General features: G+C 69.9%; 15 protein-coding genes and 2 pseudogenes. 9 read left to right on the top strand and 8 right to left on the bottom strand.

The annotated features are described in order from the left end of the window. A pseudogene (locus ACFY4A_RS30015) lies at positions 1 to 368 on the bottom strand (Subtilisin, serine endopeptidase); the annotation flags it as partial. Positions 369 to 597: 229 nt separating this feature from the next. Continuing rightward, positions 598 to 1,041, bottom strand: coding sequence for a hypothetical protein (locus ACFY4A_RS30010; RefSeq protein ID WP_390832478.1), 444 nt, complete (start codon positions 1,039 to 1,041; stop codon positions 598 to 600). A gap of 344 nt (positions 1,042 to 1,385) precedes the next feature. Between ACFY4A_RS30010 and ACFY4A_RS30005 the strand changes: the two genes are divergently transcribed. Next, positions 1,386 to 1,595, top strand: coding sequence for a hypothetical protein (locus tag ACFY4A_RS30005; RefSeq protein WP_390832477.1), 210 nt, complete (start codon positions 1,386 to 1,388; stop codon positions 1,593 to 1,595). A gap of 29 nt (positions 1,596 to 1,624) precedes the next feature. Here ACFY4A_RS30005 and tpg read toward each other — a convergent pair whose 3' ends face one another. After that, positions 1,625 to 2,098 carry a telomere-protecting terminal protein Tpg gene (tpg, locus tag ACFY4A_RS30000; RefSeq protein WP_390832476.1) on the bottom strand — a complete coding sequence of 158 codons (474 nt, stop codon included), beginning with the start codon at positions 2,096 to 2,098 and terminating at the stop codon, positions 1,625 to 1,627. A gap of 153 nt (positions 2,099 to 2,251) precedes the next feature. Here tpg and ACFY4A_RS29995 point away from each other — a divergent pair. Both ACFY4A_RS29995 and ACFY4A_RS29990 read left to right on the top strand, forming a co-directional pair. Further along, a pseudogene (locus ACFY4A_RS29995) lies at positions 2,252 to 2,622 on the top strand (transposase); the annotation flags it as partial. Positions 2,623 to 2,857: 235 nt separating this feature from the next. Continuing rightward, complete coding sequence (locus tag ACFY4A_RS29990) at positions 2,858 to 3,007, top strand: hypothetical protein (RefSeq protein WP_390832475.1); 150 nt, start codon at positions 2,858 to 2,860, stop codon at positions 3,005 to 3,007. Positions 3,008 to 3,172: 165 nt separating this feature from the next. On the opposite strand, the gene ACFY4A_RS29985 is transcribed toward ACFY4A_RS29990, so the two are convergent. The 5 genes from ACFY4A_RS29985 to ACFY4A_RS29965 form a co-directional block, all read right to left on the bottom strand. After that, positions 3,173 to 3,313, bottom strand: a complete 141-nt coding sequence (locus tag ACFY4A_RS29985) for a hypothetical protein (RefSeq protein ID WP_390832474.1) — start codon at positions 3,311 to 3,313, stop codon at positions 3,173 to 3,175. Positions 3,314 to 3,626: 313 nt separating this feature from the next. After that, positions 3,627 to 4,355 carry a GntR family transcriptional regulator gene (locus tag ACFY4A_RS29980; RefSeq protein WP_390832481.1) on the bottom strand — a complete coding sequence of 243 codons (729 nt, stop codon included), beginning with the start codon at positions 4,353 to 4,355 and terminating at the stop codon, positions 3,627 to 3,629. A gap of 251 nt (positions 4,356 to 4,606) precedes the next feature. Beyond that, positions 4,607 to 5,641: a mannonate dehydratase gene (locus ACFY4A_RS29975; RefSeq protein WP_390832473.1), complete on the bottom strand. Its 1,035-nt coding sequence runs from the start codon at positions 5,639 to 5,641 to the stop codon at positions 4,607 to 4,609. Next, entirely contained in the window at positions 5,638 to 6,489 is an 852-nt protein-coding gene (locus ACFY4A_RS29970) for a fumarylacetoacetate hydrolase family protein (protein WP_390832472.1), read from the bottom strand. Before ACFY4A_RS29970 ends, ACFY4A_RS29975 begins: the two co-directional genes overlap by 4 nt. Positions 6,490 to 6,574: 85 nt before the next feature. Next, the gene (locus ACFY4A_RS29965; RefSeq protein ID WP_390832471.1) at positions 6,575 to 7,294 is read right to left on the bottom strand and encodes a GntR family transcriptional regulator; all 720 of its coding nucleotides are present in this window, start codon (positions 7,292 to 7,294) and stop codon (positions 6,575 to 6,577) included. A 140-nt stretch (positions 7,295 to 7,434) separates the two neighbouring features. Here ACFY4A_RS29965 and ACFY4A_RS29960 point away from each other — a divergent pair, with 140 nt between their 5' ends. The 6 genes from ACFY4A_RS29960 to ACFY4A_RS29935 all read left to right on the top strand — a co-directional run bounded on the left by ACFY4A_RS29960 (position 7,435) and on the right by ACFY4A_RS29935 (position 13,066). Next, positions 7,435 to 8,259: an ATP-binding cassette domain-containing protein gene (locus ACFY4A_RS29960; RefSeq protein ID WP_390832470.1), complete on the top strand. Its 825-nt coding sequence runs from the start codon at positions 7,435 to 7,437 to the stop codon at positions 8,257 to 8,259. After that, positions 8,256 to 9,311 carry an ABC transporter permease gene (locus tag ACFY4A_RS29955; protein ID WP_390832469.1) on the top strand — a complete coding sequence of 352 codons (1,056 nt, stop codon included), beginning with the start codon at positions 8,256 to 8,258 and terminating at the stop codon, positions 9,309 to 9,311. Before ACFY4A_RS29960 ends, ACFY4A_RS29955 begins: the two co-directional genes overlap by 4 nt. Before the next feature lie 50 nt (positions 9,312 to 9,361). Next, positions 9,362 to 10,351 carry a substrate-binding domain-containing protein gene (locus ACFY4A_RS29950; RefSeq protein ID WP_390832468.1) on the top strand — a complete coding sequence of 330 codons (990 nt, stop codon included), beginning with the start codon at positions 9,362 to 9,364 and terminating at the stop codon, positions 10,349 to 10,351. 90 nt (positions 10,352 to 10,441) lie between these two features. After that, positions 10,442 to 11,212, top strand: a complete 771-nt coding sequence (locus ACFY4A_RS29945) for an SDR family oxidoreductase (protein WP_390832467.1) — start codon at positions 10,442 to 10,444, stop codon at positions 11,210 to 11,212. Between the two features lie 36 nt (positions 11,213 to 11,248). Then, a complete protein-coding gene (locus tag ACFY4A_RS29940) occupies positions 11,249 to 12,109 on the top strand; it encodes an SMP-30/gluconolactonase/LRE family protein (protein WP_390832466.1) in 861 nt (286 codons plus the stop codon). Positions 12,110 to 12,115: 6 nt separating this feature from the next. Further along, positions 12,116 to 13,066 carry an aldose 1-epimerase gene (locus ACFY4A_RS29935; protein WP_390832465.1) on the top strand — a complete coding sequence of 317 codons (951 nt, stop codon included), beginning with the start codon at positions 12,116 to 12,118 and terminating at the stop codon, positions 13,064 to 13,066. Positions 13,067 to 13,128: the final 62 nt, after the last annotated feature.

Genomic DNA, 13,128 nt, shown 5'->3' with positions numbered 1-13,128 from the left:
AGCCCCGGGTCGCGCAGCGGCAGCATCCCTGCGGCCGGCACGGCGGCGGGTCCGGTTGCGGACAGCGGCAGGTCCGGTTCGATGTGCACGTGCAGCGTCCGCATCGCCGGTACCTGGGCCTCGGCCGCCTCGACGACCACGAGTTCGGGGCAGGAGGGCTGCACTCCAGCCGACTGCAGCTTCCCCGACGGGGTGAGTCTGCGGACCACCGTGACCTCGGGCATCCGCTCCAGCCGGTCACACACCGCGTCCATGCCGAGTTCAGGCACTCCCGGCGGGAGCAGATGCTGCGGCAGCGGGGCCACCATGAACCGCTGCCGGCGCGGCTGCACCGCGATCGGTGACGGCGCACCCTTCTTGCGTGGCACCGCCTCTTCCTCGGGGCCCGGGCCGCCGGCCCCCGCGCCCTCGGATTGGCTCTCGCGGTTGCTTCCGGGCTTGTTTCCGGGCCTGTCCTTGACCATCACGTCCACCTTCACCACGCCTACGTCGGTCTTTGTGCTTCTGATCCGGATGACGGGCAGCTCCAGCCTCCACGGCTGTGCGGCGTGCCCGGGAATCGCTCCCGGGGCACACCGCACAGCGCGCCGCCTCAGGTCAGCCGATGCCGAAGGGCTGACCCATCTGGCCGAAGCCGGGCTGCTGGTACTGCTGCGGGTAAGGCTGGCCGAACGACGGCTGGCCGAAGCCGCCACCCCACTGCTGCGCGCCCTGCCGGCTCTGCTGCACCAGCGTCAGGATCGCGGTCGGCAGCGCCTGCTGCACGGACTGCTCCACCGCGCTGCGCACGCCCTGCAGCAGCGTCGTGTGCAGCGCGACGGCCAGGTACGGGTGGGCCTGGTGGGACATGCCCTGCTGTTGCAGCTGCTGCTGGACCTGCTGGATCTGCTGCAGCGTCTGCTGCATGCGCTGCGCGACCTGCTGGCTCGCCTGCTGACACGCCTGCTGGATCGCCTGCTGGACCACCTGAGCGATCTGCTGCTGACCGCCGGCGAGCTGGCCGAACTGCTGCAGGGGCGGGGTACCGGTCATGACCGACATGAATGCTCCATTCGACGCCACGGGAAAGCCAACACAAGGGAGGATGTTGGCTTTTTCGGATGATTCCGACGCGCTGAAGCTATGACGCCGTCGCTCGGCCCGCAATCGGGCGAGCTGCTCAGGAGGAGTAATCCCCCGATCGGATCCGGCAACAGGCGAACCGACCGGGGACGCGGCAGGATGAGCTGCTGCTGAAGGTGGCGCAGGGGCGGCACACACTCACTGTCTGCCGCCCGCGGCGGGGGCTTTGCCGACCAGCGGCGTGCAGTGCCCTTCGGTGGGCACCTGTGCATCGCCTCCAGCCACGCCGTCGGTCGTGGCCCATGGACGGCAAGGGAGAGCATGTGACAGCACCGCGGATCGACTACTGGGCGCTGTTCGCTGCCACACCCAGTCCCGCTCGGTGGAAGGAGCACTGGCCACCACCGCGGTCAAAGCCGTCGTCGACAAACACCAACCTCAGCCCTGAACACCTTGCTGACGCCCTGCTGTCCCGCCTCGGCGTCAGCGGCGGCGGAGACGACGACATCGCCTTGATCGTCGTCCGTCTGTAGTGCCTGCCCACAGCGCCAGAACTCCTTTGTTACGAGAGCCGGAGCACGTCGGCGATGATCTGGCGCATGTGCTGATCGCTGGCCCCGGCGTCGCGGGCATCGAAGAGGCGTTGCGCGTAGCTCGGGGGGAGGTGCACGGTGAGGCGGCGGAAGCGGCCGTCGTCGGTCGTGCCGATCGGCGCGGTGTAGCAGAAACGGGCTCTCGTTTCCACCGTGATCCCGCCCGTGCTGGCCGCCTGCTTGCGACGGCGCTTGCGGACCTGCGGCTGCCAGCGGGACCGTACAGCCGCGTCGATCTTCTGCTGGATTTCCTTGGGTGGGTACTTGCGGGCGCCGCGCCGGTAGCGGTTGACGGAGTCGGCGGTAATGCCGAGTTCTGCCGCGACGGCCTTCGCGGACTTCATCCGCTTGAGCAGGAAGCCGATCTGGCCCTTCAACGTCTTGGGCGGCTCCCGGGTGAACGCCTCCTGGTCGGCGCGCTCCAGTGCGTTGTGGATCTTCATGGCGGTGCTAGTCGCCTTCGTCCAGGACGGCGTCGCCGCCCTTGATGTGGCGGGGCCGGGTTGTAGCCCTTCTCCATCAGGTCGACCGCCCACAGCATCGACTGGACGCCCTCCAGCTTCGCCAGGCCCGGGGTGGGTCCGAGGCGGAAACCGCTGGAGCGGACCGGCTTCGGGATCAAGAACACCGCCCCAGCTGCTGGTCACCTGTGGTGACAACCCTCAGCGGGTCACCGACGAGGCCCGCTTCGCCAAACTCTGTGGCGTCGCCCCGCTGCCGGCCTCCTCCTGGAAGGTCCAGCGTCACCGGCTCAACCACGGTGGCGACCGCCAGGCCCACTCTGCTCTCCAGATGGCGGTGGTCTGCCGCCTGCACTACGACGAGGGTCACCCAGAAGTACGTCGAACGCCGCATCAGCGAAGGCAAGTCGAAGATGGAGATCATCCGTTGTCTCAAGCGGTACGTCGCCCGCGAGGCGTACTACCTGATCAAGCAGGACAGCACCCCGAACAGGTCAGTCCAGTGAGGTTGGCATTCGGGAGAGCGTCCTCGACTACGTACCGCCCGCCGAGTACGAACGCGACTGGTGGCGACAACAGCAAGTCACCCCGCGGTCCGCCTGAAAAGACCGCCGGACTCTGCGAAACTCGGGACAGCTCAACGTGCTTCAGGCGGTGAAAGTACTCACCTGCTGGCGGCTACGCACCGAGTCTCTACGACCGGACAGTTCCCATTGCGCGTGCACGTTGAGGTGCACGGTCATGTCCCCCATCACGTACCGGGCAATGGGCTGGTGCTGCATCCACGTGCCCGTCGTCCGGCCGGACGCGGACCAGCTCGTCCATGGCGTCCTGCGTGGACCCCAGGATCACGTGAGCCCGCGCCACATCCAGGCGGTGAGTTCCAGTTGATATTGGACGGCTGGCCGACCGTCCGCAGGGCACTGCGCCCCAGGAAAAAGGCCAGGCGCTCCGGGCGCCACGCCGCATGGGTGCTCTAGGAACTCGGCAACATAGGAGCGCTCTGGACGTAGCGGCTGCTCTCCGTGCCTACCGACAAACACTCTTCGTTGTCACCTACGTAGCCAGTCGCAGTGCAGTCAACGGCCCGGACACGAGCAGGTGGCCGAGGCAGTCCAAGTCCAGCGCGGGGGCTACGCCCTTGAGCGGCTCAAGCTCGACGGCGGCGGTCAGGGCGAGGTTTTCCGCGCCAGGCACAAGCCGATGGGTGTGATGGTCGCGTTCAAGGGGTGCAGCAAGTCTCTGTTGCTCCGGCAGTCACGAATGCACCGGGAGATCGACGCTGGCCGGGAACTGGCCCACGCGGCGGGAGCGGCTCCAACCGCAGCTGTCGAGTGGGACGTTGAGGTCCCACAGGCCGGTGACGGGACGTCCGTGGCTGGCGGTGGCCCCATCGAAGACGACGGTGGGCAGCCTCGGCCGCGTTGCGACCGAGGGGAGGGAGATGACGCGCTGCCGGCCGGGCACGTACAGGTCGGATCGACCGGGAGAGTGCGGGAATTCTCGGAACTCAGTCCGCGAAGTAGTCGGGATACCGGGCCCGGAAGGCCGGGGCGTCCTCCAGCACCCTGCGGGCGTGCCTGCTGATGTGGGCGTGGCCGTGTACCGCGTCGCCGGACTCCAGCGCGTCCACGATCGCCGTGTGCTCGTCGATGAGGACCCGCACCGTCTCGGGGTCGGGCAGGCTCAGCCGCCGGAACCGGTCCAGGTGCATCTTCATCGGCTGCATCAACTGCCAGGCGCCCGGATAACCGCTCATCTCGAAGATCTGCCGGTGGAGCGCCTCGTCGGCGGCGAAGAAACCACCGAGGTCGTGGGCCTCATGACAGCGTTCCTGCTCGGCGAGAAGGGTGCGCAGCCCAGTGACGTCCCGCTCCGGCTTCTCGCAAGCCGCCGCGAACGCGGCCAGCTCCAGACTCTCGCGGACGAAGCGCGCCTGCTCCACGTCGTGCAGCCGGATCGGCTCCACCCGGGTGCCCACCTGGGGCACCACCGACACGAGACCGCCGTCCACCAGCCGCGCGATGGCCTCGCGCAGCGGCGTGCGGCTGACCTGCAACTGCTCGGCCAGATCCGTCTCCGACAACAACGCACCCGGCTCGATCCGCAGGTCACGAATGGCCGCGGCCAACTCCTCGTACACTCGGTCGGAGGTGCGCTGGCGCGTCCGGGGACGACCGACCGCCGCCAGCGCCGACACCGTGTTCAGACCACTACGCTCCGACTTCACGTCGATCATCATCGCACGCCCGCCAACTTGTATGCAAGTATCCCTGCCTGCGGGCTGAGGGTGCCCGGCCGGTCTGGACGCGGCCCCTGGAGAGTTGCCGCGTCCGGATCGGTTCCCCAGCCGCTCGTAGTCGGGGCAAGACTCCCGAATCCTTCCGGAGAATTCCTGCCACCGAACTGCCGAAGCGCCGGACGTGCAGACGATCTTTTCGCGTGCGCGTCCGGAGCTTTCCGCTGGAATTTCCGGGGGGAGATCGCGCGTCAGTCGAGGCCGAGGGCGTTGAGGACGCCCTGGAGATAGCCGATCGCGTGGGCGCGGCCGCGGCTGCAGTAGGCACCGGAGGAAATGTCGATCCAGGTGTCTGGGTCGCCGACCATGGCCGGCACGTGGTCGTCGATGATGAAGCCGTCGAATCCCACGTCGTGGAGGCGGCGTATGACACGGGCGGGGTTGTAGTTGCCCTCGCCGAGGAAGCACTCACGGAAGGACGGGACGGTTCCCTGGACGTCCCGGAAATGGACGTAGAAGATCGCACCGAGCGGACCGAGCGTGTCGATGACCTCGTTGACGGCGTCCTCGCCGCCCATCTCGGAGACCGTGCCGAGGCAGAAGTCCAGTCCCCAGGCCGGGCTTCCCTTCGCCTGCTCGCGCGCTGCGGACAGCGAGGCCGGCGAGTTGAAGATGCGCGCCGCGCCACCCAGCGGCTCGTCCACCGGCGGGTCGTCCGGGTGCAGTGCCAGCCGCACCCCGGCTTCCTCTGCGACGGGCAGGACAGCGTCGAGGAAGTACTGGTGGTTGGCCCACATCTGCTCGGCCGTGATCGGCTCGGACAGCAGTTCGGTGGGCGAAAGCCGGTAGGAGGCGAGCGCGTTGCCGGCGCCGACACCTGCCAGGTCGAAGGAGGTGACCTTGGCGCCGCCGCGGCCGGCCACGTCCATGTCGGTGCGCCACACGAACGTCGGCAGCCAGTTGTAGCCGAGCATGTCTATGCCGACCGCGCCCATGTTCCGGATGGTCGTGCGGTAGTTCTCGATCTGTTCGTCCCGCCCGGGAAGGCCGCGCTGGACTTTCCAGAAGTGGGCCAGGGGGACGTTCTCCAGGCCGTCGATCCGCAGCCCGTCGGCGTCGCAGCGCTCGCGCAGTGCCCGCAGCTCCTCCAGGCTCCAGTAACCCGCCTCGCCGGGCAGCAGGTTGGGGGTGTGGAGCTGGACGCCGGTGAGCCCGAGCTGATGGGCGAAGGTCGCCGTCCTGTCGTCGTAGACGTCGATGTGACCGAGGGAGAGCCTCAGCGTCATGCTCGTACCGCTTTCTGGGTCTGCCGGCCGAGGCCGTCGATTTCGACCTCGACGAGGTCGCCTTCGGTGAGATAGGGGAACCGGCCGGAGAGCGCGACGCCCTCGGGGGTGCCGGTGTTGACGATGTCGCCGGGCTCCAGGATCGTGACCTGGCTGAGCAGGTGGATCAGCGTGGCGACATCGAAGATCATGTCCGACGTCGAGGAGGACTGCCGGGGCTCGCCGTTGACCCAGGACCGCAGCCCGAGCGCCTGGGGGTCGGGGACCTCGTCGGGCGTCAGCAGCCAGGGGCCCAACGGGTTGAACGTCTCGCAGCTCTTGCCCTTGGACCACTGGCCACCACTGGTCTCCAGCTGGAGCCGGCGCTCCGAGACGTCGTTGGAGACGGTGTATCCCCCGATGCAGACCAGCGCCTGCTCGGGTGACTCCAGGTAGCGAGCCTTCCGGCCGATCACGACGGCGAGTTCGACCTCCCAGTCGGTCCGGTCCGATCCGCGCGGGAGCAGGAGGTCGTCGTACGGGCCGACGACAGTGTTGGGGGCCTTGTAGAACACCACCGGGTGCTCCGGCTGAGGCGATCCGGACTCGGCGGCGTGGGCGGCGTAGTTCAGGCCGACGCACAGCACGACGCCGGGGCGGGCCACGGGCGGACCGATGCGCAGGCCGGTGACATCGAAGGGCGGCAGGGCGCCGGCCGCGAGCGCGGCGCGGGCGCGTTCCACTCCGCCGCTGCCGAGGAAGGCGCCGTCGATGTCGGCGGTGACGGAGCGCAGGTCGTGGTACTCGCCGTCCGGGGTGGCCACCACGGGCGTCTCGGCGCCGGGCGAGCCGATGCGCAGGAATCTCATGATGTCCTTTCCGCAAGGAAGGAAAGGCCGGCCCCGTGCGGAGCCCGCCGTCGGCGGCCGGCGTTGTCGGTCGGGCCTGTCCGGCTCATCCGGCGAAGTACCCGGGGTAGCGGGCCTGGAGTCCGGGGGCGGTCTCCAGCACCCTGCGGGCGTGCCTGCTGATGTGGGCGTGGCCGTGTACCGCGTCGCCGGACTCCAGCGCGTCCACGATCGCCGTGTGCTCGTCGATGAGGACCCGCACCGTCTCGGGGTCGGGCAGGCTCAGCCGCCGGAACCGGTCCAGGTGCATCTTCATCGGCTGCATCAACTGCCAGGCGCCCGGATAACCGCTCATCTCGAAGATCTGCCGGTGGAGCGCCTCGTCGGCGGCGAAGAAACCACCGAGGTCGTGGGCCTCATGACAGCGTTCCTGCTCGGCGAGAAGGGTGCGCAGCCCAGTGACGTCCCGCTCCGGCTTCTCGCAAGCCGCCGCGAACGCGGCCAGCTCCAGACTCTCGCGGACGAAGCGCGCCTGCTCCACGTCGTGCAGCCGGATCGGCTCCACCCGGGTGCCCACCTGGGGCACCACCGACACGAGACCGCCGTCCACCAGCCGCGCGATGGCCTCGCGCAGCGGCGTGCGGCTGACCTGCAACTGCTCGGCCAGATCCGTCTCCGACAACGACGCACCCGGCTCGATCCGCAGGTCACGAATGGCCGCGGCCAACTCCTCGTACACCCGGTCGGAGGTGCGCTGGCGGACACGCAGCCGCCCCACCGATGCGAGGGCCGGCGGGCCGCCTGGGAAGTTTCGATCCGATTTCACGACATGATCCTTGCATACTGAAGAACTTGTATGCAAGCATCCCGGTTACCGCCAGGCCGTCTCCGGGTTACCAGCGGATGCACCTGGAACTTCTTGCGGAGAGCAGCTGAGTCGCCAATGAGAGAGGAAGACTCGTGCTGATGCATCTATCGAATACGACACCACCCCCCGTCCCCTCCGGCCCGGACGTCCCCGTGCTCTCGGCCACCGGGATCTCCAAGCGCTTCGGCCACGTCACGGCACTGACCGACGTGACCCTGGAGGTGGCCCCCGGCGAGGTCGTGGCCCTGATGGGCGACAACGGCGCGGGCAAGTCCACGCTGATCAAGATCCTGTCGGGCGCCCTCGCTCCGGACAGCGGCGAGTTGCGCGTACGCGGCGAACAGGTCCACTTCGCCGACCCCTCGGACGCCCGTGCCGCCGGCATCGAGACCGTCTACCAGGACCTCGCGCTGGCCGACGACCTGTCCGCCCCCGCCAACCTGTTCCTGGGCCGTGAGCGCCGCAAGCTGGGACTGCTGGGCCGGCTGGGCGTCCTCGACAACAAGCGGATGCAGACCGAGGCGGAGGACTACCTGCGCACTCTCGGCGCCCGCGTTCCGGACTACCAGGCTCCGGTGCGGATGTTCTCCGGCGGCCAGCGCCAGACCGTGGCGATCGCCCGGGCCGGTATCTGGGCCCGCGAGCTGGTCATCATGGACGAGCCCACCGCCGCGCTGGGCCTCGTCCAGACCGAGCAGGTCGCCCAGCTGATCAAGCGCACCCGGGACCGGGGCATCGCCGTCGTCGTCATCAGCCACAGCGTGCCGTTCGTGACCGACGTGGCCGACCGCATCGTCGTGCTCCGTCTGGGCTCCAGCGCCGCGACGCTGTCGCCCGCCACCGCCTCGCACGACGAGATCGTCGCCGCCATCACAGGCGCGGTGACCGGAACCCCGACCGACCCGCAGGGAAGCACGCCATGACTCCCCATCTCCCCATCCCCACGGTCGGCGCGGACGTGTCCGGTCCGGACACCGCGAACCGCGTGCGCCGCGCAGCCGCCGCACTGACGAGCAACTGGGTCTTCCTGGCGCTGGTCGTCCTCGTCGTGGCCTTCTCGGTTCAGGCCGGCGGGACGTTCCTCAACGCGGACAACTTCCGCAACATCCTGTTCAACGCCTCCGGGACGATGCTGCTGGCCGTCGGCACCGCCTATCTGATCATCGGCGGCCAACTCGACCTGTCCATCGGATCCGTGCTGGTCTTCAGCCAGGTGATCGCCGCCAAGACGATCGTCGCGGTCAGCGGGTCCGCGGAAAGCGGCTACCCCAACGCCGGTGCCGCCATCACGCTCGGCATCGCCGTTGCCGTGGCCGTCGGCGCGGCGTGGGGCCTGCTCAACGGCGTCCTTGTCACCCGGCTGAAGATCCCCTCGTTCATCATCACGCTCGGCACCCTCGGCATGGGCCTCGGCCTGGCACAGGTCATCACCAAGGGCACCGACGTCACCGGGCTGCCGCCGCAGATGGTCACCGGCATCGGTATGCGCCAGGTGCTGGGGCTGCCGCTGCCTGTGTGGATCGCCGCCGCCGTGGCGGTCGTGGCCGGCCTCGTCCTTGCCAGGACGCAGTTCGGCCGGTACACCTACGCCATCGGCTCCAATGCCGAAGGCGCCCGCCGCAGCGGCATCAAGGTGACCCGCCATCAGGTCGTGCTCTTCACCATGATGGGCGCCCTAGCGGGCCTGGCCGGCGTCCTGGACGTCGCCCGGTACACCACCACCCAGGTCAGCGGCCACAGTGCCGACAACCTCGTCGCCATCGCCGCCGTCATCATCGGCGGGGCCAGCCTCTTCGGCGGCCGCGGCACCATCTTCGGCAGCGCCGTCGGCGTCATGATCCCGGCCGTGCTCAACAACGGACTGGTCATCGTCGACGTCCAGCCGTTCTGGCAGACGGTGGCCATCGGCGCCATCCTCATCGTCGCGGTCGCCGTCGACGACATCAAACGCCGTCAGCGACTGCGCGCGTCCTGACCTCCCTCGCACCACCTCGCACTCCCCGTACACACGGAACGGATCATCCCATGTCCCGCAGAATCACCCGGGCCTCGCTGGCGGTCACGGCCGCGACCGCCGCCCTCGCCCTGTCGGCCTGTTCCTCCTCCGAAGCCCCCGCGAGCGCGACCGGCGGCGGCTCCGGCAAGCAGCGCACCATCGCCTTCATCCCCGGGTGCACCTGCGACCCGTACTACTCGACCGAGATCACCGGCTTCGAGGCCGCGGCCAAGGCCGCCGGGGTCACCCCGATCGTGCAGGGCCCGGCCAACTTCCAGGCCTCCGAGCAGATCCCCGTCCTCCAGGCGGTCGTCCAGAAGAAGCCTGACGCCATCGTCATCGACCCGACCGACGCCACCGCGCTCGCCGCCCCGATCGCCGCGGCCGTCGCCCAGGGCGTCCCGGTGATGACGACCGGCAACAACGTCAACAGCGACAAGATCTTCACCGCCATCGCGGCCAGCTCCGTCCAGGGCGGCAAGCTGGGTGCCCAGGAGCTCATGAAGCAGAAGCCCGAAGGCGGCAAGGTGGTATTCGTCCACATCAAGCCGGGCATCAGCTCCATCGACGACCGCGAGAAGGGCTTCCGCGAAGCCTTCGACGGTCAGCCCAAGTACAAGGTGCTGCCCAACCTGTACGCCGGCAACGACTCCGCCACGCAGGCCGCAGGCCTGGTGCAGGCCGCCATCAGCGCCAACCCCGACCTGGTCGCCATCTTCGCCTCGAACGTCATCACCGCCGAGGGCGCGGCCAACGCGGTCAAGGCCGCCGGCAAGACCGGCAAGATCGCCGTGCTCGGCTACGACGCGAGCCCGCAGGAGGCCACCCACCTCAAGAACGGCACCCTCACCGCCCTCGTCTCCCAGAACCCCTACCAGATCGGGCAGTTGGCCGTGAAGAACGCGCTGAAGTACATAGAGGGCGACCACAGCATCCCCAAGGATCAGCCGCTCGTCCCGCTGGTCATCACCAAGGACAACCTGGACGACCCGGCCTCGCAGACCGGCCTGTACAAGTAACACCGCGCCTCCCGCGCTCCGCCCCGGGGCCGCCCCCGTCGGCCCCCGGAACCTCCTCCCGCAGCCTCCTCGCAGAAGGACCGCACACCCATGGAATTCGAGGGCAAGTCCGCACTGGTCACCGGCGGATCCAGCGGCATCGGCCTGGCCGCGGCCGAGCTCCTGGCCGCCCGCGGCGCGCGGGTGGTGTGCGCGTCCGTCACACCGCCGGAGACCGCCGTCCACGATGCGATCACCTACGTCGAGACCGACGTCACCGACGAGTCCTCGGTGGCCGCCGCCGTCGGTCACGCCGTCCGGCACCACGGCGGACTCGACGTCCTCGTCGCCTGCGCCGGCATCCAGCGCTACGGCACCGCCGCCGACACCCCGCGCACGACCTGGGAGGAGGTGATGGCGGTCAACGTCGAGGGCGCCTTCCTCGCCGCCAAGCACGCCCTGCCCGCCCTGCGCGCCTGCGGCGCGGGTTCGATCGTGCTCGTCTCGTCCGTCCAGGCCTTCGTCACCCAGAAGAACGTCGCCGCGTACACCGCCAGCAAGGGCGCCCTCAACGCGTTCGCCCGCTCTCTCGCCGTCGACGAGGCCGCCTTCGGCGTCCGCGCCAACACCGTCTGCCCGGGCTCCGTCGACACCCCCATGCTGCGCACCGCCGCCGCCGGGTTCGCCGGCAGCCCGGAGGATGCGGACGAACTCGTCGCCACGTGGGGCCGCAGCCACCCGCTCGGGCGGGTGGCCCGTCCCGAGGAGGTCGCCGAGGCCATCGCCTTCCTGGCGAGCGACCGCGCCGCCTTCATCACCGGCATCGCCCTGCCCGTCGACGGCGGCCTGCTCGCCCAGGTCGCCGTGGCCCTCCCCGACTGATCACCGATTCTTCAACCCGCGATCGGAGCAGTGAAGTTGAGCATCGACATCACCGTCGCGATACCCGGTGAGGCCCGCGTCGGAGAAGGACCGTTCTGGGACGGTGAGACCGGACAGCTGACCTGGGTGGACATCCTCGCCGGCCGCGTCCACACCGCCGACCCGGCCGCGCCCCGCCCGCACACCCTCACCCTGCCGACCTTCGTCGGCGCCGCCGTCCCCAAGGCGTCCGGTGGATACGTCGCCGCCACCACCGAGGGGTTCACGGATGTCCGCGCCGACGGCACCTGGACCACCCGCCTGGCCGTCCTGCCGCCCGGACGCCGGATGAACGACGCCAAGTGCGACCCGCAAGGACGGCTGTGGGCCGGCAGTTGCGCCATGGACTTCGCCGCCGGCCGCGGGGCTCTCCACGTCCTGACCCCGGACTGGGCGACGGAACCGGTCCTCGACGGCCTGACACAGCCCAACGGCCTCGGCTGGAGCCCCGACAGCCGCACCTTCTACCTCATCGACACCGTCGCCCACGAGGTCAACGCCTTCGACGTGCTGCCCGACCGGCTCGCCCCCGCCCGCCGCCGCACCCTCGCCCGCTTCCCCGAAGCCGCCGGAGAACCTGACGGGATGGCCGTCGACGCCGACGGCTGCCTGTGGATCGCCCTGTGGCGCGGCGGCCGACTCATCCGCCTCTCCCCCGACGGAGAGGTCCTCGCCGAAGTCCCCCTTCCCGTCGACCAGCCCACCTCCTGCGCCTTCGGCGGCCCGAACCTCGACGTCCTCTACGTCACCACGGCCCGCGAAGGCCTCCGACCCGGCCCCGCCGGGGCGGCCGGCTCCGTCCTGGCCGTGCGCGGCCTGGGCGTCCGCGGCCTGACCGCCCACCGGTTCGGAGGCTGACCGGCCATGACCTCTTCTGTGCTGCTGCACGGCGACCACCTGTCGGTCGAAGTACGACCCGGCAAGGGCGCGGACATCACATCCGTCACCGAACGCACCAGCGGCATCGACGTCTTGTGGCGCACGCCGTGGGGGCGCCGCGACCTGGCCGGGGCGCCCGTCACCGGCGACAGCCGGACCGACTGGCTCGCCCGCTACGGCGGCGGCTGGCAGCAGCTCGTGCCCAACGCCGGCGCCGAGCGGACCGTCGACGGCGTCCGCCGCGGTTACCACGGCGAGGCGGCCGTCGTCGCCTGGACGGTCGAGAGCGCGGACGAGGCCGAAGTCCGTCTCGCCACCGACCTGATCACCGCCCCGCTCCGCCTCACCCGCAGCGTGCGCCTGGACGGGCCGGCCCTGCACGTTCGCGACACGGTCCACAACACCTCCGGGGAACCGGTACCGGTGATGTGGGTCCAGCACCCGGGCTTCGGGGCACCGTTCATCGACGAGCACTGCACCATCACGGCCGCGGCCCGCACCGTCCTCACCGACGCCGAGCAACCCGGCACGGTCCTGCCGCCCGATGTCCGCGCGGCGTTCCCGCTCGCGCCCGCCGTCGACGGGAACGTCCTGGACCTGCGGCAGTGCCCCGGACCGGACAGCGGGCGCGCCGTGTTCGCCTGCCTCATGGACTTCCGGACCGGCTCCTTCGCCATCGAAAGTCCCAGCGCGGGATTCGGCATCCGCGTCGAGTGGGACGCGTCCGTCCTGCCGTATGCCTGGCTGTGGCAGGAGTGCCACGCGAGCAGCGGCTTCCCCTGGTACCGCCGCGCCTACGTGGTCGCCATCGAACCCGCCAACGTCCTGCCCGGCGACCCTTCCCCGGCCTGCCCCACCCGCGGCCAGGCACCCCTGCTGCCGGCCGGCACCAGCTGGACCAGCGACATCACCCTCAGCATCACCGACCTCCGCTGAAGCCGGCGGCCGCACGCAGCACACCGCCCTCCGGCACCGGACGGACACGGAAGGACCACAGA

This window comes from Streptomyces sp. NPDC001292 (assembly GCF_042896465.1).
Classification (GTDB): Bacteria; Actinomycetota; Actinomycetes; order Streptomycetales; family Streptomycetaceae; genus Streptomyces.
The sequence above is the reverse complement of the archived record's forward strand: the minus strand, read 5'-3'. Positions and strand labels throughout refer to the sequence as shown.